This is a genomic window from Kitasatospora sp. NPDC024654 (assembly GCF_055559155.1).
In genome coordinates, this window is sequence record NZ_JBVHLF010000024.1 from 19283 (window position 1) to 37741 (window position 18459).

Consider the following 18459-nt stretch of genomic DNA (forward strand, 5'->3'; position numbering starts at 1 on the left):
ACTTGTCTCGGCAGAGGAGATGCGCCGAGCTGTCGCGGGTGATCCGCAGTTCCGCTGCCCACACCGGCCTGCCCTCGTCCGAGGACTGGTACGGCTCGACCTGCCTGACGGGATCCTGGTCGAAGGGGCCCCGAGCCGACAGATTCTGCGCGGCACCGCTACCCGCGACCTCGTCCCCGCCATCCTGCCGCTGCTCGACGGCACGCTGGATGCCGGGGGCATCGCCGAACGGTCCGGGCTGCCCAAACCACACGTCGAGCGGGTCATCGCGCTGCTCTACACGTGCGGGCTGCTGGAAGAGGGCGAGAGGGACTCCAAGGCCGCTCCGGACACCCCCGAGGCCGCCTTCTGGTCGCGCAGTCTGGACTCCACCCGAGTCAATAGCAGGACCTCGGAGGTCCTGGCGCGCCTGGCTCGTGCCCAGATCGGTGTCGCCGGGAACAGCCGGTTCGCGGAGCTGATCCTGAAGGAGCTGGGCGCCGCAGGGCTGACCGCCATCGGGCCGGTCAACGGCGCGGCTCCGCCGTCGGTCCAGCAACACGACCTGGTGCTGGCCGCTATCGAGGAGGACGCCCCTGCACCGGCCGAACTGGCCGAGGAATGCGCCCGTGCCGGGGTGCCATTCCTGCCGGTCCGCCTGAGCGGCGCAACGGTGGAGCTGGGCCCGTACCTCGACCCCGAGTTCACCGCGAGTTTCACCGACGCAGAACGTCAACGGCTCGCCGCCGCGGTGCCTGATGACACCGCGGGCCTGTCCACCCAACTTCGGATGCAGCTCGCAGCCTCCCTGGCTGCCGCTCAGACCACTGCCCTGATCGCCCGGGTCGGCCCCGTGCCTGTGCTGCGCGGTCTGATGCGGGTGGACCTCGGCACCTGGGAACAGAGCCTCCACGTCATTGCGCCGATCCCCGACCCACCAGGCCCGCGGGTGACCACCACCGCCGCAGGCGTTCCTCTGGCGGTCGCCTTCGAGAGCTCGGTTGCCTTCGCTCCGCGACGGCTGCTCAACCCCAGGGCACACCAAGTCCACTACAAGCCGGGAAACTTGGCGCTCCAACACGAGTCCAAGCGCTGGCCCAGCGCAAGGGAGCTGGAGCTGGCGGACTGCACGGCCACTGTCCCGGCTCCCCTGGCCACTCCTGAGTCGCTCGGCGGTGAGCCTGGGGCCGGGTCCGTTCCACTGGGCCAGCTCGCGGCCTTGCTGCAGCGCGGCGCCGGCCTTCGCCCCGGAGGCGACTCGGAGCGCAAGGTCCAGCGTTGGGCTCCGACGGGAGGAAACCTGGGCTCGGTACAGCTTCATGTGGTCGCCCGGCGAGTGACAGGTTTGCAGCCTGGCCTGTGGGGCTACATCAGCAGCAGCCACCGGCTGGCCAGGCTCGGCGATGCCCTCGACATCGGTTACCCATCCACGTCTGCCTCCATCTCACCCGCCGTGATCGTCCTCACCGGGGCGCTGTCGCGGGTGGCCTCGAAGTACTACGGCTTCGGCTGGCGCGTGATTCACCTGGACGCGGGAGCCGCCATGGCCCAGCTGATCTACACCGCCCAGGCTTTCGGGCTCTCGGCGCGGCCACTTGATCGGTGGGACGACAGTCGCCTGGCGGAGCTGCTCGATCTCGAGCTGGACAGTGAGCCCGTTACCGGGGTGCTGCTGGTCGGTGCCGACCTTAATCAGGGGGAGGAATAACCATGCATGCCGCCACTCGAACCGCGGTCGATCCGGCCCTGGTGGAAGACGCCCTTCGGTTTCCCGATCATGCTCAGGCCCTGGGGCTGCTGAGGACACACAGTCGGCTGGATGCACCTGCAGTCGAGGCAGGCCCCCGTACTCCCAGCCCCGGGCTTTACCGGGCGCTCGACATCGGCCTGGACTCAGCAGAGCGGGTGCAGATCGCGGCGGCACCTTCGCCGCGAACGCCGCTGGAGCAGCTGCAGCGCGGACGGCTGTCCGAGCGTTTCTACGCGGACCGTCCCGTCACCGCCGAGGTGATCGCCGCCTTGGTCGCCGCCGCGGGCGGATTCGACGAGGCCACCTGGCCCGACCGTGAGGCCGGGGCCGGTTTGCAGTTCCTGGTCGCCGCCCGAGCAGTGACCGGTCTGCGTCCTGCGATCCACCTGGCCGACCCGCGATCGGGCCGGTTCACCGCGATCGGGGAACTGCCGGTCGGTGCTGCCGCAGCCGATCTCGTCCTGCAACTCGAGTTCGCCCAGGCGCCGGCGATCCTCATGGTCTGCGGCCCACTCGCGTCCTCGTTGGACCGGCACGGGGAGCACGGCCACCGCCTGCTGCTCAGCCGAGCGGGGGCTTCGGCCTACGCCGGTTGGCTGACTGCTCTGGATCACGGTCTCGTAGGCAGCATCTTCGCCGGATTCCTCGCAGCAGCACTGCGCCCGCTGGTCCCTGTCGACGGCTACCACACCACCCAGTTGCTGGCATTGGCCGTCGGCCATCCGCTGGACAGCGCCGGGGACTGACCCGGCTGTCCGCCCTCGACTTCCCCGCCCCCGCCGGGGCGGGGACCACCTGGGACGGCATCCGTCCCGCAACCGTAAGGAGAACCGCATGGACACCATCGACGTCCTCGACCTCTTCGCCGAGGACCTGGCCCTCCCCGTGGACGCCCTCCCGAGCGAGGTCGCCCTCAGCTCCTTCTCCAGCGTCAGCTCGCTGGACTGCCTCACCTGCCCCGTCTCGACCGCGTCGTCCAACGGCACGGTCAGCTCCGCCGGCTGATCCAGTCGACGGCCCATCGCAACCGTAAGGAGAACCGCATGGACGCCATCGACGTCCTGGACCTCTTCGCCGAGGAAGGCGAGGTCCTGCCCCTCACCGCCGAGCCGCTGGCGAACGAGTCCCTGCTCGGCTCCTGGGGATCGTTCGGCAGCCTCACCAGCGCCTCCTGCCCGGCGTCCACCGCCGGGAGCAGCAGCAGCGCATCCAGCGCCGGCTAAGCGCATCAGACAAGAGAGGGGAATCACCATGCATCAGGAAAGCATCGATCTGTTCGCCGAGGACCTCACCGCAGCGCTCGCGGTGGAGCAGCTGGACGACTCCACGCTGCTCGGCACCTGGACCTCCAGCACCACCGTGGGTTCCGCGTCCTGCCCGGCCTCTACGGCCTCCTCGTCGTCGTCGGCCTCCAGCATCGGCTGACGACCGTCTCATCCGAATCACCGAACGAAAGGAGAAAGATCATGCAGGCTGACCTCGCCGCGGGACAGCGCGACATCTGGGCGATCGACCTGTCCGCGGAGGACATGACGGTCGAGAGCCTCGACTCCGCCACCCTGCTCGGCACCACGGGCTCGTTCGCGTGCGGCGCGTCCGCGAGCTGCCCGGTCTCGTCGGCGTCCACCGCCGGCACCATCGGGTCGGCGTGAACCTCCACGCCCATCGACCCGTCGGAGGGCTGATCCCCTAGGCCCGCCGACGAGGGCCGCGCCGCCGGTTCGGCGATGGACAAGATCGCCGAACCGGCGGCGCGAGTCGTTCGGTGCCAAGGGCACCAGCCCAAGTATCCCAGGAGGGTGAGCATGCGGCTCCAAACCGCACGAAAGACCCCCGATGCCGGCACGGTTCCGACAGCCGCAGAAGACCAGAGCTGGATCGAGACCGAGCCCCTGTCCCTGCGGGACACCGTCGAGCAGCTGGAGGGCGCTGATGGCCGTCCCATGCTCTTCGACGTTGCAACCGGACGCTATGTGGCCATCTCCAAGGCCGGAACCGCCGTCCTGAGCCTGCTCGACGGAGAATCAACCGGCCGGAAGCTCATTCAGCGAGTCATCGAAGTCGCTCCGGGCGACCCCGTCCGGATCGAGGAGGCGGTGGCCAGGTTCCTCAGTGAACTGCGACAGGTGGGCGTGCTTTCGGCCGAGCCCCCGCAGCCGAACCGCCGTAACCGCCTGCTGCACATGTCACTGCGCCGCCGAACCCCGCGCTGGCCGCTGACCCGGTCGGCGCACCGGTTGCTCGAGCCCTTGGCTGCGCGGCTCCGCGCCATCCCCATCCGACTGCTGCTCGGGCTGTTGTTCACCTGCCTTGCGGTGGCGGCCGGGTGCGCAGGTCTCGCGCTCAGCCGGCACCCCTTCGGGATGCACTACTCGACCTGGTTCTGGGCCGCCATGGGGATCATGGTCGTTCAGGTCGCGGTCCACGAGACCGGACACGCGCTCGTCTGCCAGTACTTGGGCGTGCCGGTGCGCGAAGCCGGGATCACCTTGATGCTCTACGTGATGCCGGTCGCCTATGTGGACCGCACCGACGCCTACCGGGTCAGGAGCCGGGGAGCGCGGGTGCTGATCGCTCTGGCGGGCCCGCTCAGCGACGTCTTCTGGGCCGGAGCGAGCGGGTTGGTGCTGCTGACCACGCGCGGAACCGCGGCCGAGATAGCCGCAGCCCTGCTCCAGATGCAGGTCCTGCTAATGATCGTCAACCTCAATCCCCTGCTGCCATCCGACGGCTACCACGCGCTGGAGTCGGCGCTGGGCGCGGTCAACCTACGCGGCCGGTCATTCGGCTATCTCCTGCACCTGGTGACCCGCACCGAGCTTCCCAGCCACCTGCGCGCACTGGACCGCCGTCACCGGGTCGGCTATCTCGCCTTCGGCCTGGTCTGCTTCAGCTATGGCCTGATCATGGCCGTCCTCATCTTGGCCTCCTGGTGGCGGCTGCTGGCCTCGGTGATCGGCTCATGACCGTCGCACCCCTAACCGTCCACCGGGTGAACGGCCTGCCGGTCGAGGCACTGGACGTCGAACTCCCTCTCACCTGCGCACTGCTGGTGGAACTCGCCGAGGTCCAGGCGGGGTTGGCGGACTCGGCCGTTCGGCTCGGCGACGCGCTCTACAAACTGGTCCCGCGCCTGGACGACCACCCGGAACTGCGACGCAGCGCGCTCGCACTACGACGGTCCCTGCACAGCGGCAAGCCTTATGCGCTCTCCGCCGAGCACCGCGCCGCATTGGGCCACCGGCTCGAAGACGAAGCAGAGTTGCTCACCCGCCACCTGGACGGCCTCAGCCGAGCAGAGCCCTTGCGAAGCGCGGTCGCGGCGGCCTTCGCGGGGGAGAGTGCGGCGGCGGGAGTGCGGCTGCGCGAGCTGCTCAACCACCCCGCCTTCTCGCAGGGCCTCGCACATGCCAGCCCCGATCTGCTGCGCCACCTCAGGTCGTCCGACCTCCGGCCGGGAACCAAGGCGGCCCGAGGAGTACTCGCCTACGCGTCACGAGCCGCAACCAAAACGAGTCCCTTCTCCCGTTTCACAGCTCTCGCACTGGACGGTGCGCGCGCCGACGGCAGCAGCCGGGTCAGCGTGGCCCAGCAGCACATCCGCGACTGGATCGACCAGCTGGCGCGAAGCGAGGAGTGCGCGGCGGCCTTCCGGGTCGAACCGAACCGCTCGGCACGCACAGTCGGTGAGCGTCCAAGGCTGCTGGTCCCCGCCGTCCGTTCCGGAACCGCGCTGGCCTGGCGAGCTGACACAGTGGTCGATGCCGTGCTCTACGCCGACGCCCTCAGGTCCCTCGCCACCTGGCCGCAGATGTCGGTGCCGGAGTTCCTCGCCCGACTGGGCGGCGATGACCCGTTCGGCTGCTACCTGCGGCTGCTGGACACCCAACTGATCCGGCTGGTCCTGCCGTGGGCCTACGGCGACCAGGAGCCCCTGCCCGCTGTGGCCCGCGCCCTGGACGCGGTCGCCACCGAAGCGGCTGCCACAGCGGCGGCCACGGCCCGTGAAGTCCATCGACGCACCCAAGCGCTGGGCCGCCTGGACGGCCGCACCCGGCTGACAGCGATGGCCGGCCTCAGCCTTGGCGACAAGCCGCTCTCGGTCTACGAGGACGCGGTGGCGGATGTCGCTGTCGACTTCCCCACCGAACATGTCCAGGAAGACCTGCGCGAGCTCGCAGAACTCACGCGACCCCATGTCTTCCGCAGCCATCTTTACGACTGGATGCTGGCCGAGTTCCTCTCCCGCTACGGCCCGGGCGGGCACTGCCCGGACGCCTACACCTTCCTGATCGAGCTGGCGTCGGCACCCGACTTCGGCCAACAGTTCGGCGCTGCCTTGACCGCCGACCGAGCCTGCTTCGGCATGGCCACCGCGCGCGCCTGGCTGCCGGTCTCGGCCAGCAGCGCACCGCCCGCCACCACCGTGCTGTACCAGTTGAGCGCGGCTGACGCCGGTCGCGTACACGAGGGCGACTACCGGATGGTCGTCAACCAGTTCAACCCGGGACTCGGCGGTCTGGTCGCCCGCTTCCGCCGGCTACTGGACCCGACCGACGATGGCCCAGGGCTGTCCGGGAGGCTGCGGGACTGGATCGAGAATGCCTTCCCCGACGCGCGACCTCACGAGATCTCCCTGTGCGCAGACCTCAACAGCATGCAGCTGGACACGGCCGGAATCCTGCCCCCGTTCACCTGGCCGGGCGAACCACCCCACGCCCAAGCATCAGAGGGACTCGCACAGCTGCAGCTGCACCACGAGCCGGATACGAACACGCTGCTGCTGACCGACAGTCAGGGAGATGCCGTGGCACCGGTCTATCTCGGTGTCGTCCCCGCACACCTGATGTCGGGGCCGGTCCGCCTGCTGCTCTGCCTGACGGACCCCTGGGTCAACGGAGCCATCCACCTGAGCTGCAACCACAGCCCGCTGGAGATCCTGCCACCACCCGGCGAACCGATCGAAGAAGAGCCCGCCCGCACTCACGGTCGGCTGGTGCTACGCCGCCGCACCTGGCGCCTGGGGCCACATCTGCTGCCGACCCCGGGAAAAGGGGAAGAGCCGCACGAGTTCTTCGCCCGGATGGACACCTGGCGCCGTGCCCACCAGCTTCCGGACGAAGTGTTCGTTGCCCTGGAAGGCGGCGGTCCCATGGGCGATTACGCGGGCCGCAAGCCATCCTGGCTCTCCTTCCACAGCTCGCACGCCGTCCTCGCCGCCGCAGGCAACCCCCGGCTGGCGAACGCCACCGCGATTCGCCTCTCGGAAGCCGTCCCCGCCCGTAACAGTCACTGGGTGCGGGACAGGGACGGGCTCCACCGCGCTACCGAACACGTCTCCCTCCTCTGCTGGGACCGCCCCACCCCCGGCCGCGCACCCGCCGACCATGAGGGGAATGCATGACCATCGCCGAAGACACCACGCTCCGCGCCTGGCCGGACCTACCAGGCTGGTGGTATGCCCGCCTGTATCCGGGAGGACTCGACCGCCTCGACCTCGCCGTTCAGACACTGCTGCCCGAACTTTTGCCCCTACTCAGCGACGGTGGAGCACAACGCTGGTTCTTCATCCGGTACACCGACTGGAACGGTCCACATCTGCGGCTGCGCGTCCGTGGCCGGCGGGCCCTGCTCGACCAGCTGCAACGGGCACTGCCGAGCCTGGCGAAGTCGTGTGCGGAGATCGCCGCACAGCCGTGCGAGCCCCACGCCTCGCTGGTGCCCTTCGACGCGAACCTGTTCAAGGGCCGGCACACGGGGGTGGACACCGCCCTGTACGAGCCCGAGTTCGACAAATACGGCGGGCCGCAAGGCGTGGAGGCAGCGGAGCTCCTGTTCGCGCGGTCCAGCGAGCTGGCGCTGAAGGCCAACGCGTTGGCGAAGACATCCGACCGGGCGGCGCTGACTGTTCTGCTGATGCGCGCTTCCGTGGCAGTGGTCCAGCGGATCCATGGGATCCGACCCGGCAGCCCGAGCCCAGCAGACTACTGGGATCGTCATCTCTACTGGTGGACGTGCGACGCCGGCGCCGAGGCGGAGCGACTGCGCGATGGGCTGCGACGGCAGGCTCAAGGGGAACAGGCCATCCACCGAAGCCTGGAGCGGCTGTCCACGGACGCCTGGGCGGTCTCCCAGATAGCCGACTGGTCCGCAGCGGTGACCGCGTACTTACGCCAAGCGGCCGACACTTCCGTACCACGCACGCCAGGGCATCTGATGTTTCATCAGAATCACATGATGGCGAACCGATTGGGCATTCTTCCCCGAGAGGAAGCGCTGCTCGGCATCATCGCCGCGACCTACGAAGGGAGCCCAGCATGAGCCGCGGGAGCACGCGAAGTCCAGGGGGGCTAATCCTGGCCTGTGTCCTGTTGGCACTGGCCGGATGCGCCATCGCGATCGCGGTGGTGCTGCACCAGATCCTGACCACGGTACTGCTGACGGCGTGCGCGGCTGGGTCGGTTGCTGCCGGCGTTCGGCTCCTGGCCAGATCGGGCAGGGCTCGCTGAGATTCCGGGTCGCCCTTCAGCTCTGACGACCGGTGCACGCTGCGGCGCGCTCCCCGGCCTGCGCATGCCTCCTTCGGCGCGAACGCGGACTCCACTGCTTCAGAAAGGCCCCTGCAGTGGCCTTGCGGCCAGCTGCGAGAGGCCGGAGGGAGATCGACTGGCCCAGCAACGCCAGCGCGTTCGGCAGTGAGAAGGTCCTGTAACTGGTCGACCGTGACGTTCAAGGCGTCCACGAGTCGGGCCCGTAGCCGCGGTCGTGGGTCAGCCTCGCCGGCCTCCACCGCGCGACCGTCGAGCGCTCCCCCCGGTCCACTCCTCTTCTGAGTGACTCCGTATGCACACCGCCGCAGATCCCGCGCCGACGGCGATGGGACTGCCACGCAAGATCCAGAGCGCATGGCCCCGTGCTCCTACTCAAGCCTGACTGCCTTCTGGCTCGACCGTTGCGCGGACGGCACAGCTCCATCAAACCCCGGCTCCCGGAGCGGCATTCCCCCCTTTGCCGCCCGGGAGCCGGATCCAACCAAGCGGCGAGCCGGTGCACTACCCGCTCTGTCCGCGCTTCGAGATGACCGCCGAGGACACCATGGCCAGCCTTCAGGACCCGCAGCAGGCACCACCCCCGACCGGATGTGATCCCGCCTGCGCCGCTCCGGCCACCACGCGCGCCGCTGCCCGGATGCCGGCCTATCTCCGCGACTGGGCTGCCGGCGCCACGTTGGATGTCGACCGGCCACTCCCGGCGCGGATCGACCACCATCTTCTCGGGGGGAAGGACGGCTTCCGTGCTGACCGGGCGGCGGCAGAGCAGTTGGCCGCGGCTGTGCCGGCGTTCGCGCAGGCGGTGCGAGCTCGTCGGCGGTTCGTGGAGCGCGCGCTGCGGTACCTGGCGCGGGACGAGCAGGTGCGGGGGGTCTTGATCCTGGGGGCTGGTATGCCATCCCTTCCGCACCTGCACGGGGTGGTTCAGGCGGAGACTCCGCGGGCGCGCGTGGTGTGTGTGGACCACGATCCGATCGTCCTGAGCCACCTGCGGGCCGAGCTGGCCTGCCCGCCGCCGGGCCGACTGGCGGTGGTCCGCGGGCACCTTCGCGATCCACAGCACCTTCTCGGTACCGCCGCGGTACGCGCACTGCTCTCCCCAGCCCGGCCGGTGGCGGTGGTGCTGGAGTCGGTGCTGGAGCACATCCCGGACGAGGAGGACCCACAGCGGATGGTCGCCGAGCTGCTGGAGGGGCTGCCGCAGGGCTCGTGGCTGGTGTTCTCCCACGCCACGGCGGACTTCGCGCCGAAGGTGTGGCAGACGGTTGGCGCGATCTACCGCTCCCACGGGGTCGAGATCTTCCCCCGGAGCTTGGAGCAGGTTGCCGGCTTCCTGGACGGCATGCTGCTGGCTGCCCCGGGGCTGGTGGCGGTCAACCGGTGGAGGCCTGATGCGCAGGCGCTCTTGGAACTGAGTGCGGCGACGGTATCCCGGTACGGCGCGATCGGCCGCACGCTGTGAGCGCCCTGGACGGCCTGGCCTACCGGCGGGCGGGCTGCGAGGCGGGGCCGGCAGACCAGCTGAAACAGGGCGGGCCGCCGCCGGAGTCGCAGCAGGCTTCCCCGCGCGCTGGCGGCCTGGGAGGCGTGGGCTCGCTCCATCGGCCGTGTCCGTCAACTGTGGGCGGGGTGCGGTGATGGTGGTCACTGGACGGCAAGAAGAGGTTGTGTTCCACCCGGCAGGCCTCGATGGCGAGTTACGGGTGGTTGTGGCCGACCTCCAGGCGGGACGCTGGATGTCCACCCGGCAGCTGATGGCCCGCACCGGGAGCGACTGGCCGGTGCGCACCGCGCGCAGCCAGGTGCTGGCGGGGACGGCGGCGCGCTCGGATGTGCTGGAGCACTGGGCACGGGAGGACCTGGGCAGCGTCGACCTGGCGGTACTGCGGGCGCGGGTCGCGGTGCTGCGGGCGTTGGCCGCCGCGCGTGCGGGGCACGCCCAGGCCGGTGCGCTGCATGAGACGGCTCGCCGGGAGTGCTGGCACGCGGCACGGATAGTCCCGGCCGATCCCGTGCCCTGGGTGGCCCTGCTGGAGTTGGCTGTCCTCGACCCGGGCCAGCTCCTCCAGGAGCACGGCGGGCGGGCGCCGGACCCGCTGCTGCCCGCCGGCCCGTGGTGGCTGCTGTCGCAGCTCCAGCAGCGCGACCCCTACAGCCGCGAAGGGCACCACCGGATGCTGCGGTGGTGGCTGAACCGTGGCCGGGTGGGGCATGCCGCGGAGTTCGTGAACTGGCTGCTGGGACACGCACCGGTCGGCTCGCCGCTGTGGCTGCTGCCGCTGTACCTGCACGTGGAGCGGTACCGCGCCGCGCCGCGGCGCAACGCCCTGCTGAAGAGTCAGTGGGTGCGCGAGCCGTGCACCCGCGACACCGAGCAGGCCTGGACGGGCTGGTTCCTCGGGCAGGCGAGCGAAGCAAGGTCGGTGCCCGATCTGAGCCACCTCGCCCACGCGCTGTGGGCCGCCAACCGGAAGAAGGACGCGGCGCAGGTCTTCCAGGTGCTGGGGCTGCTGGGCTCCCGACAGCCGTGGGAGGCCGTGGCGGACACCCCTGGTGGCGGCACGGACCTGCTTCTCGACGCCCGCTTCCAGGCGCGTGGGGCCCTCGCGCGTGGCTGACCGCAGGCCCGGTCGCCCCCGCCAACCCGCCGGTGATCGAACCCACTGCTTCCAAAATCCCCTTTCCCTTGAGTGCTGTTGGAGGAATGATGCCCCGCGCACACCGCGCCGGCCCCACCGTGGCGAGCGACGACGCCCGTCTGCAATCCATGGGATACAAACCGCAACTTCACCGCAGGATGGGCGCGTTCGGTAACTTCTCCAGCTCGTTCTCCGTCGTCTCGATCCTGTCCGGGTGCCTGACCCTGTTCGGGTTCGGGCTGGTCACCGGCGGCCCGGCGGTGATGGTGTGGGGCTGGGTCGTGGTGGGCTTCGCGGTGCTGCTCCTGGCGCTGTCGTTCGCCGAGATCACCTCGGCCTTCCCGGTGTCCGGCGCGCTGTACTACCAGGCGCACACGCTCGGCGGCCCGAAGTGGGGCTGGTACACCGGCTGGCTCAATCTCCTCGGGTTGTTGGGTGCGATCGCCGGCATCGACTACGGGGCGAGTCAGTTCATCGGCGCCCTGCTGCAGATGCAGTTCTCCTTCGCGCCCACGCCGGCGAAGCTGTTCGTCATCTTCGCGCTTCTCCTGCTGCTGCACGCGCTGGTGAACCTGCGCGGCGTGCGCCTGGTGAGCATCCTCAACAGTGTGTCCGTGGTGTGGCACCTGGCAGGGGTGGCGGTGATCGTGGGGGTGCTCGCCCTGGTTCCGGCCCATCACCAGTCCGCGTCGTTCGTGCTGACGCACTTCGTCAACCAGACTGGGTGGCACAACCCGTTGTACGTCAGCGCCCTCGGGTTGTTGATGGCCCAGTACACGTTCTGCGGCTACGACGCCTCGGCCCACCTGTCCGAGGAGACGACCAATGCCGCCATCGCGGCGCCGCGCGGGATCGTGCGCGCGGTGTGGTCGTCCTGGATCGCGGGGCTGGTCCTGCTGGTGGGCCTGATCTCCTCGATCCACTCCTACCAGGACACGATCACCACGGCGACCGGGGTCCCGCCGGCGCAGATCTTCCTGGACAACCTGGGGACCACCGGCGCGAAGCTGCTGATGCTGATCGTGATCGGCGCCCAGCTCTTCTGCGGCGCGGCGGAGGTTGCCGCCACCAGTCGGATGATCTTCGCCTTCAGCCGCGACGGAGCGCTGCCAGGCAGCCGCTGGTGGCGGCAGGTCTCGGCGAAGACCGCGACACCGGTGGCCGCGGTGTGGCTGTCGGTCGGAGTGGCGCTGGTCCTGACCCTGCCGGTGCTGTACTCGCCGACCGCCTACGCGGCAGTCACCTCGATCAACGTCATCGGCCTCACACCTGCCATCGCGATCCCCGTCTTCCTGCGGCTACGCGCAGGGCACCGCTTCCAAGCGGGCCCGTGGAACCTGGGCCGCTGGAGCAGGCCGATCGGCATCATCGCGGTCGTGTGGGTCGCCTTCGTCACGATGCTCTTCCTCCTGCCGCAGACCTCCCCGGTGACCGTGGACTCTTTCAACTACGCAGGTGTCGCCCTGGTAGTGGTCCTGGTCGGCGCGGAGGTCAGCTACCGGGTGGCCGGCCCGCGCTACAGCATCCCGGTCGCCGACCGGGCGATGGCCGAGCTGGAAGCCGAGGTCGTCTGATGACCACCGCCGCAACGGCCGCACAGGGCAAGACCCCCAACAATCGGGGAAAGCTGACGCGAAGCCAATTCGGCAAGGCGGTGAGCATCGGCGGGATCCGCTGGGTGCGGATCGCCACGGTCGACCTGCAAGGGCGGTTGCGGGGCAAGACCTACCCGGCGGCCAGGATCGTGAAGCAGCTGCTCAACGGCACCCTGCACCTGGAGGGCTGCGGGTACCTGCTCGACACCGACCTGGGCATGACCCCGACGGACAGGCTCTGGCGGGACGGGTACGGCGATGTTCGCCTGGCCCCCGACGTCCGCTCGGCGCGCATGCTGCCGTGGGTGCCGTACACCGCGCTGGTGCTCGCCGATCCGCTGAACACGGCCGGGCAGCGTCTTGCCGTCGCCCCGGGCACCGTGCTGAGCGAGCAGCTCTCCGCCCTGGCCAGCCACGGCCTGGAGATGCGGATCGGCCTCGAAACCGAATTCGTCATCTACCACGCCCCGGCCCCCGGCCGGCCCCAGCAGGTGGGCGTCGGCCCGCGCACCTTGCGGCCGGCGACCGGTGCGGGTAGGGATTACGCCTTCGACCTCCCGCCGAAGGCAGCTCGGTTCATCGGGCGCCTGATGTCGTCGCTGGCTGACGCGGGTCTGCCCGTGGAGGCGGTCAAGGCTGAAGGTGCGCCGGGCCAGCTGGAGATCACCTTCCCGTACGGGCAGGCGCCGGCGGCCTGCGAGCAGCACGTGCTGCTCAAGGACGCGGCACGCACGATCGCCGAACGCCACGGCATGGCGGCCACGTTCATGGCCGCGCCCAGCGACGAGACGGGCTCGGGGATGCACCTGCATCTGTCACTGTGGCGCGGGGACCAGCCTGTTCTCGCTGCCCCGGACCACCCCGAGAAGCTGTCGCGGCTGGGTGAGCAGGCCGTGGCCGGGCTACTCACCGCTCTACCGGCCTTGATGCCGCTCCTCGCTCCGTACGTCAATTCCTACAAGCGGTACCGGGACCACTCGTTCGCACCGACGCGATTCACCTGGGGCCGGGACAACAGGGGCTGCGCGGTGCGGGTGGTCGGCCACGGCCCGGGCCTGCACCTGGAAGTGCGCCTGCCCGGCGCGGACGCCAACCCGTACCTGGTGGCGGCCGCGGCTGCGGCCGGTGTCCGGCAGGGCATCGAGCGGGGCGTTGCCCTGCCCGCGCCGATCCGCGGCGACGCCTACCTGGACCGCGCCGCGTCTGCGGTGCCGGCCTCGCTGAACGAGGCCCTGCACGTCTTCGAGACCAGCGATCTGGCCGTCGCCCTGTTCGGTGAGCAGACCGTGGCCCACTACGCGCTCGCCGCCGGCGCCGAACTCGGCTTCCACCAGCGGCATGTGAACGACCTGGAGATCCAGCGCGGCTTCGACCAGGCGTGAACATCTCCCCACCACCATGACATCCGACCAACGACGCAGGAAGACCGCCATGCCCTCCCCTCAACCGTCCACCGATGGCCTTCCACTTTCAGGGCGGCCTCGATTCGCCTCCGCAGTGCCGCCGTCTCCCCGGAGTCGGGGTCCGGGGCTAGGGTGACGTCGCCGTAGCCAAGCCTGCCAGCCGGTCAGTGCGAAGCCGTCCGCGGATGACATCGCCAGGTCGATCGCGCGTATCCGCCCGGTCATGCGCTTCACTGGAGCTCGGTCAATTCCGTAGCCCGCGGCGCCGAGACAGAAGGGCTGCCTCGACCTCACTATCAGGAGGGCGCGCGCCACCCGGGAGTGCTCCGGCGCGCTGCAAAGAGAATGTGGGTACCACCGTCACGGGCGCCGGGGCTGGCGCAGGCGGCCGTCTCGTAGGCGAGGAATCGTTCCCAGAGCCGGGGCGAGCGTTCGAGTTCGGCCAGGACGGCTGGGTCTTCGAGGCTCGCCCAGTTGCTCGCCGAGCCCGCCAGGATCTCGCCTCCGCACACGTTGACGAGGTTGGTGATCTGTTCCCACGTGAACATCCGGCAGACATGGACCATGCCCGGAACGTGGCGTAGGTCGCCGGTGCGGATCACTGCGTCGGCGATGTCGGGGCCGAAGCGGACGGCGATCTGCATGGCCCCGGGGAGGCGGGCGCGCCAGCTGCCCCAGAGGGACATGACGGAGGCGACGACGATGCCATCGGGCTTGGCGATCCGCAGGAGGCCGGCGAGGGCCTGGTGCGCGTCATCGAAGGCGTAGGACAGCGGGCCGCCGTAAGCCAGGACCAGGTCGAACGAGTTATCGGAGAAGCGGCTGGTGTCGCGGATGTCGAGTGTGTGGCGCGCCTCGACGGCGTGCTCGGCGCCGGCCGCAGTGACGTTGGCCTCGTTCAGGCGGAGCTGGACCGGAGAGATGTCGGTGACCACCAGGCGTGAGCTGCGCTTCGCGAGCAGGACGGTGAAGCGCCCGGTCCCCGCGCCGATCTCCAGAATCTGCTGATTCTCTTTCAGATGCGGTTTGAGGAAGCGACGGTGGACCTCGAAGGACACCCTGCCAGCTACATCCTTCGTGAGGCGTTCGTGTTCGGCTCCGGCGAGGTCGTCGTAGTAGCGGCGTACAGCCTCGACCGACTGGTCGCTGCTTCGCGCGTCACCGGGCGTCTCCGCCATCCGTCTCCATCCATGCCTCGAACCTGTTGGGCGCACCGGCTGCGGGTTCCCAAAAATGGCGCGAGTCGGGCGCAGCGACGCCACTAGGATGCGTCTCCCGTCGTGCTGTCGGCGTGAGCACCACCGCGACACCCCGCAGCTTCACCGAGAGGACGGTCTCCGGTCCCATGCGTTGGTCCCAGCTGTACGTGCCCACTCTCCGGGAGGACCCGGCGGACGCGGATGCGGTGAGCCACCGCCTGCTGGTGAGAGGAGGGTTCGTCCGGCAGCTCATGGCCGGCCACTACTCCCTGCTGCCGCTGGCGGTGCGCGTCCGCGCCAAGATCATGGACATCATCCGCGAGGAGATGACCGCGATCGGCGCCCAGGAGTTCGTCCTGCCCGCCCTCCACCCGGCCGAGATCTGGCAGCGCAGTGGCCGCTGGGAGGTGATGGGCGAGGAGATGTTCCGGCTCAAGGACCGCAAGGGCGCGGACCTGGCCCTCGGCATGACCCACGAGGAGATCTTCACCGTCCTGTCGCAGGAGCTCCGGTCCTACCGGGACCTGCCGCAGATGTGGTACCAGTTCCAGACCAAGTTCCGCGACGAGGCCCGCCCGAAGAGCGGCCTGCTGCGGGTGCGCGAGTTCACGATGAAGGACTCGTACAGCTTCGACATCGAGGCTGGCGGCCTCGACCGCTCCTTCGACCTGCACCGGGCCGCCTACGAGCGGATCTTCGCCCGCATCGGGCTGCCCGCGATCCCGGTGCAGGCGTCCAGCGGCAGCATGGGCGGCAGCACGTCGGTGGAGTTCATGAGCCCCTCGAATGCCGGCGAGGACCTGGTGGTCCGCTGCCCGGGCTGCGACTACGCAGCGAACACCGAGAAGGCGACCTCCGCCCTGCCCGCCGTCGTGGACGGCCCCGGCCTGGACGCCCCGGAGCGGTTCGACACCCCTAACGCGCGCACCATCGAGGAGCTGGCCCGCCAGCACGACGTGCCGGCCGAGCGGCAGATCAAGACGCTGGTGTACGTGGTCGACGACCAGCCGACCCTGATCCTGATCCGCGGCGACCACAACCTGGTCGAGCAAAAGCTCATCGACACCCTCGCCGCCAAGGCTGTGCGGCCCGCCACGGCAGAGGAAATCCAGGCGACGCTCGGCGCCTCCCCCGGCAGCCTGGGCGCGATCGGCGTCGCCGAGCTGCCCGTCCTCGTGGACGAGGCCCTGCGCGGCCGCACCGACATGACCACCGGAGCCAACACGGACGGCGTCCACCTGCGCGGCGTGTCCGTCGAGCGGGACATCGCCGTGCAACGCTGGGCGGACCTGCGCGAGGTGACCGCCGGGGAGCCCTGCCCGCAGTGCGGTACCCCGCTGGAGGTGGTGGTCACCATCGAGGTGGGCCACATCTTCAAGCTCGGCCGCAAGTACACCGAGGCCCTGGGCGTGACCGTGCTCGTCCGGGACGGCGAGCGCGTCGTCCCGATCATGGGCAGCTACGGGATCGGCGTGGAGCGGGCACTGGCCTCCATCGTGGAGACGCATCACGACGACAAGGGCATCATCTGGCCCGTCGCCGTCGCCCCCTTCGACGTGGCCGTCGTCGTCCTCGGCACCAGCGACGACAAGGTGGTCGAGGCCGCCGAGGGCCTGTACCGGCAACTGCAGGGCGAGCGGGTCGACGTGCTGCTGGACGACCGCGACGAGCGGCCCGGCGTGAAGTTCCGCGACGTCGAGCTGATCGGCATCCCCTACCGGATCACGGTCGGCTCCCGCGGCCTGGCCGACGGCACGGTCGAGGTCACCACCCGGGCCACGGGCGAGACCCAGTCCGTGCCGGTGGCCCAGGCGGTGGAACACGTCCGCAAGCTGCTGACCGCCGCCGTGTGAGGCGTCGACTCGTCAGCACGTGGCGTGGTGGTGGGGGCAGGCCCAGGCCCACCACCACACCGTTGCGTCACACGTCGATGCGGGCGATCTTTCGGCCGGCCTTGAGGTAGAAGGTCACTTCCCCGTCGATGTCGGCCTCGGTGACCAGGGCGGACAACGACTGCTGGGTGGTGCCCTCGTCGAGCTGGGTGGTGCGCTGTTCGCCGTCCGCTGTCTCGGCGATGAGACGGAGGCCGTTCTGGGCGGCGACGCGGCGGGCGGCGGAGTTGCTGGGGGCGAAGCCCAGGGTCTGGGTGAGCAGGGTGACCAAAGTGGTCTCGGCGTGCTCCTTGAGGGAAACGGCCGGGAGGTTCTGCGCCTCGCCGAAGGTCCGCTTGGAGAAACGGGCGGTGAACTCGGCGCGGGCGGCCTCGGCAGCCTCCAGGCCGTGGAGGGTGGCGGTGACCTCGCCGGCGAGGATGCGCTTGACGGCCATGGGGTGCGCAGTGCCGTCGGCCACGCGCGCGGTGACGGTGGCGATCTCCTCGTCGGTCCACTCGGTGAGCTGCTTGAGGTAGGGCTCGATGAGGTGGTCGGGGATGGACATCACGCGGCCGAAGATCTCGTCCGGGGAGGAGGAGAGCCCGACGTAGTTGCCCTTGGACTTGCTCATCTTGGCGCCGGTGCCGTCAGTGCCCTCGATGAGCGGGGTAGTGATGATGGCCTCGGGGGTCTGCTCGCGGATCTCCATGACCTTGCGGCACATCTGGAGGTTCAGGAGCTGGTCCACGCCGCCGAGCTCGACGTCCGCAGTGATGGCCACGGAGTCGAGAGCCATCACGACGGAGTACACGAACTCGGCGACCGACAGGCCGTCGCCAGCGGCGAGGCGGCTGCGGAAGTCCTCGCGCTGGAGGGTCATCGAGACCGGGACATGAGCCAGGATGCCAACCAGTTCGGGGAGGCTGACCTTGTTCAGCCACTCACCGTTGAAGCGGAGGTCGGCGCGCGTGAAGTCGATGAACGGCGTGACCTGCTGCTGGTAACCGCTGAGGTTGTGGGCGATGTCGGCGTCCGTGAGCGCCGGCCGCTCGGAGGAGCGGCCGGACGGGTCGCCGATCTTGGCGGTGACGTCGCCGATGATGAAGACGACGTGGTGGCCCATGCGCTGGAAACGGGACGCGATGATGATCGGCACCGAGTGGCCCAGGTGGACGTCCGGGGATGTCGGGTCGATGCCGTACTTGACCACGAGCGGCCGGCCCTCGGCCTGGGCAGCGGTGATCTTCTCCGCGAGCGCGGACGCGGAGGGGATGACGTTGATCGCGCGGCCTTCGACTAGCGCGGCCTGTTCGGCCGGGGAGAGGTCGGACAGGTCCAGCGAGCGGCGGCTATAGGTCTCTTCCAAGAGCCGGGCGACCGTATAGTCCGCGGCCAGGTCCGATCCCTTGAGGATCTCCATGGCGCGGACTACGGACTCGCTGAGACGGCTCATGGCGTCGTTACGCTCC

The 18459-nt window shown here is 69.7% G+C and carries 16 protein-coding genes; 14 read left to right on the plus strand and 2 right to left on the minus strand.

Annotated features, from left to right (window positions below; translation table 11 throughout):
- The first annotated feature begins 19 nt into the window (after positions 1-19).
- The 13 genes from ACZ38L_RS16710 to ACZ38L_RS16770 all read left to right on the plus strand — a co-directional run bounded on the left by ACZ38L_RS16710 (position 20) and on the right by ACZ38L_RS16770 (position 13896).
- The gene (locus ACZ38L_RS16710; protein WP_465693681.1) at positions 20-1687 is read left to right on the plus strand and encodes a nitroreductase family protein; all 1668 of its coding nucleotides are present in this window, start codon (positions 20-22) and stop codon (positions 1685-1687) included.
- A 2-nt stretch (positions 1688-1689) separates the two neighbouring features.
- A complete protein-coding gene (locus tag ACZ38L_RS16715; RefSeq protein ID WP_465693685.1) occupies positions 1690-2475 on the plus strand; it encodes a nitroreductase family protein in 786 nt (261 codons plus the stop codon).
- An 88-nt stretch (positions 2476-2563) separates the two neighbouring features.
- On the plus strand, positions 2564-2734 hold the full coding sequence (locus tag ACZ38L_RS16720) for a thiocillin family RiPP (protein ID WP_280669718.1): 171 nt from the start codon (positions 2564-2566) through the stop codon (positions 2732-2734).
- 38 nt (positions 2735-2772) lie between these two features.
- Positions 2773-2952 carry a thiocillin family RiPP gene (locus tag ACZ38L_RS16725; protein ID WP_465693691.1) on the plus strand — a complete coding sequence of 60 codons (180 nt, stop codon included), beginning with the start codon at positions 2773-2775 and terminating at the stop codon, positions 2950-2952.
- Positions 2953-2980: 28 nt separating this feature from the next.
- The gene (locus tag ACZ38L_RS16730) at positions 2981-3154 is read left to right on the plus strand and encodes a thiocillin family RiPP (protein ID WP_465693695.1); all 174 of its coding nucleotides are present in this window, start codon (positions 2981-2983) and stop codon (positions 3152-3154) included.
- A gap of 41 nt (positions 3155-3195) precedes the next feature.
- Positions 3196-3381, plus strand: coding sequence for a thiocillin family RiPP (locus ACZ38L_RS16735; protein WP_465693700.1), 186 nt, complete (start codon positions 3196-3198; stop codon positions 3379-3381).
- 75 nt (positions 3382-3456) lie between these two features.
- Positions 3457-4695 (plus strand): PqqD family peptide modification chaperone, encoded by a 1239-nt coding sequence (locus ACZ38L_RS16740; RefSeq protein WP_465693703.1) that lies wholly within the window; start codon positions 3457-3459, stop codon positions 4693-4695.
- The gene (locus ACZ38L_RS16745; RefSeq protein ID WP_465693707.1) at positions 4692-7133 is read left to right on the plus strand and encodes a hypothetical protein; all 2442 of its coding nucleotides are present in this window, start codon (positions 4692-4694) and stop codon (positions 7131-7133) included. The genes ACZ38L_RS16740 and ACZ38L_RS16745 overlap by 4 nt, the downstream gene beginning before the upstream one ends.
- Entirely contained in the window at positions 7130-8050 is a 921-nt protein-coding gene (locus ACZ38L_RS16750) for a thiopeptide-type bacteriocin biosynthesis protein (protein ID WP_465693709.1), read from the plus strand. Before ACZ38L_RS16745 ends, ACZ38L_RS16750 begins: the two co-directional genes overlap by 4 nt.
- A gap of 726 nt (positions 8051-8776) precedes the next feature.
- A complete protein-coding gene (locus tag ACZ38L_RS16755) occupies positions 8777-9742 on the plus strand; it encodes an SAM-dependent methyltransferase (protein ID WP_465693712.1) in 966 nt (321 codons plus the stop codon).
- A gap of 274 nt (positions 9743-10016) precedes the next feature.
- A complete protein-coding gene (locus tag ACZ38L_RS16760; RefSeq protein ID WP_465693714.1) occupies positions 10017-10898 on the plus strand; it encodes a hypothetical protein in 882 nt (293 codons plus the stop codon).
- 89 nt (positions 10899-10987) lie between these two features.
- The gene (locus ACZ38L_RS16765; RefSeq protein WP_465693717.1) at positions 10988-12493 is read left to right on the plus strand and encodes an amino acid permease; all 1506 of its coding nucleotides are present in this window, start codon (positions 10988-10990) and stop codon (positions 12491-12493) included.
- Positions 12493-13896, plus strand: coding sequence for a glutamine synthetase family protein (locus ACZ38L_RS16770; protein WP_465693722.1), 1404 nt, complete (start codon positions 12493-12495; stop codon positions 13894-13896). The genes ACZ38L_RS16765 and ACZ38L_RS16770 overlap by 1 nt, the downstream gene beginning before the upstream one ends.
- A gap of 317 nt (positions 13897-14213) precedes the next feature.
- Here ACZ38L_RS16770 and ACZ38L_RS16775 read toward each other — a convergent pair whose 3' ends face one another.
- Entirely contained in the window at positions 14214-15095 is an 882-nt protein-coding gene (locus ACZ38L_RS16775; RefSeq protein ID WP_465693726.1) for a class I SAM-dependent methyltransferase, read from the minus strand.
- Between the two features lie 113 nt (positions 15096-15208).
- On the opposite strand from ACZ38L_RS16775, the gene ACZ38L_RS16780 reads away from it, so the two are divergent.
- The gene (locus ACZ38L_RS16780; protein WP_465693730.1) at positions 15209-16969 is read left to right on the plus strand and encodes a proline--tRNA ligase; all 1761 of its coding nucleotides are present in this window, start codon (positions 15209-15211) and stop codon (positions 16967-16969) included.
- A 67-nt stretch (positions 16970-17036) separates the two neighbouring features.
- On the opposite strand, the gene tyrS is transcribed toward ACZ38L_RS16780, so the two are convergent.
- Positions 17037-18443, minus strand: a complete 1407-nt coding sequence (tyrS, locus tag ACZ38L_RS16785; RefSeq protein ID WP_465693888.1) for a tyrosine--tRNA ligase — start codon at positions 18441-18443, stop codon at positions 17037-17039.
- Between the last annotated feature and the right edge of the window lie 16 nt (positions 18444-18459).

What these genes read in the sequence shown, in the direction of transcription:
- ACZ38L_RS16710 (WP_465693681.1), top strand. Translation starts at nt 20, where the DNA reads ATGCGCCGAGCTGTCGCGGGTGATCCGCAGTTCCGCTGCCCACACCGG.
- ACZ38L_RS16715 (WP_465693685.1), top strand. Translation starts at nt 1,690, where the DNA reads ATGCATGCCGCCACTCGAACCGCGGTCGATCCGGCCCTGGTGGAAGAC.
- ACZ38L_RS16720 (WP_280669718.1), top strand. Translation starts at nt 2,564, where the DNA reads ATGGACACCATCGACGTCCTCGACCTCTTCGCCGAGGACCTGGCCCTC.
- ACZ38L_RS16725 (WP_465693691.1), top strand. Translation starts at nt 2,773, where the DNA reads ATGGACGCCATCGACGTCCTGGACCTCTTCGCCGAGGAAGGCGAGGTC.
- ACZ38L_RS16730 (WP_465693695.1), top strand. Translation starts at nt 2,981, where the DNA reads ATGCATCAGGAAAGCATCGATCTGTTCGCCGAGGACCTCACCGCAGCG.
- ACZ38L_RS16735 (WP_465693700.1), top strand. Translation starts at nt 3,196, where the DNA reads ATGCAGGCTGACCTCGCCGCGGGACAGCGCGACATCTGGGCGATCGAC.
- ACZ38L_RS16740 (WP_465693703.1), top strand. Translation starts at nt 3,457, where the DNA reads ATGGACAAGATCGCCGAACCGGCGGCGCGAGTCGTTCGGTGCCAAGGG.
- ACZ38L_RS16745 (WP_465693707.1), top strand. Translation starts at nt 4,692, where the DNA reads ATGACCGTCGCACCCCTAACCGTCCACCGGGTGAACGGCCTGCCGGTC.
- ACZ38L_RS16750 (WP_465693709.1), top strand. Translation starts at nt 7,130, where the DNA reads ATGACCATCGCCGAAGACACCACGCTCCGCGCCTGGCCGGACCTACCA.
- ACZ38L_RS16760 (WP_465693714.1), top strand. Translation starts at nt 10,017, where the DNA reads ATGTCCACCCGGCAGCTGATGGCCCGCACCGGGAGCGACTGGCCGGTG.
- ACZ38L_RS16765 (WP_465693717.1), top strand. Translation starts at nt 10,988, where the DNA reads ATGCCCCGCGCACACCGCGCCGGCCCCACCGTGGCGAGCGACGACGCC.
- ACZ38L_RS16770 (WP_465693722.1), top strand. Translation starts at nt 12,493, where the DNA reads ATGACCACCGCCGCAACGGCCGCACAGGGCAAGACCCCCAACAATCGG.
- ACZ38L_RS16775 (WP_465693726.1), bottom strand. Translation starts at nt 15,095, where the DNA reads ATGGCGGAGACGCCCGGTGACGCGCGAAGCAGCGACCAGTCGGTCGAG.
- tyrS (WP_465693888.1), bottom strand. Translation starts at nt 18,443, where the DNA reads ATGAGCCGTCTCAGCGAGTCCGTAGTCCGCGCCATGGAGATCCTCAAG.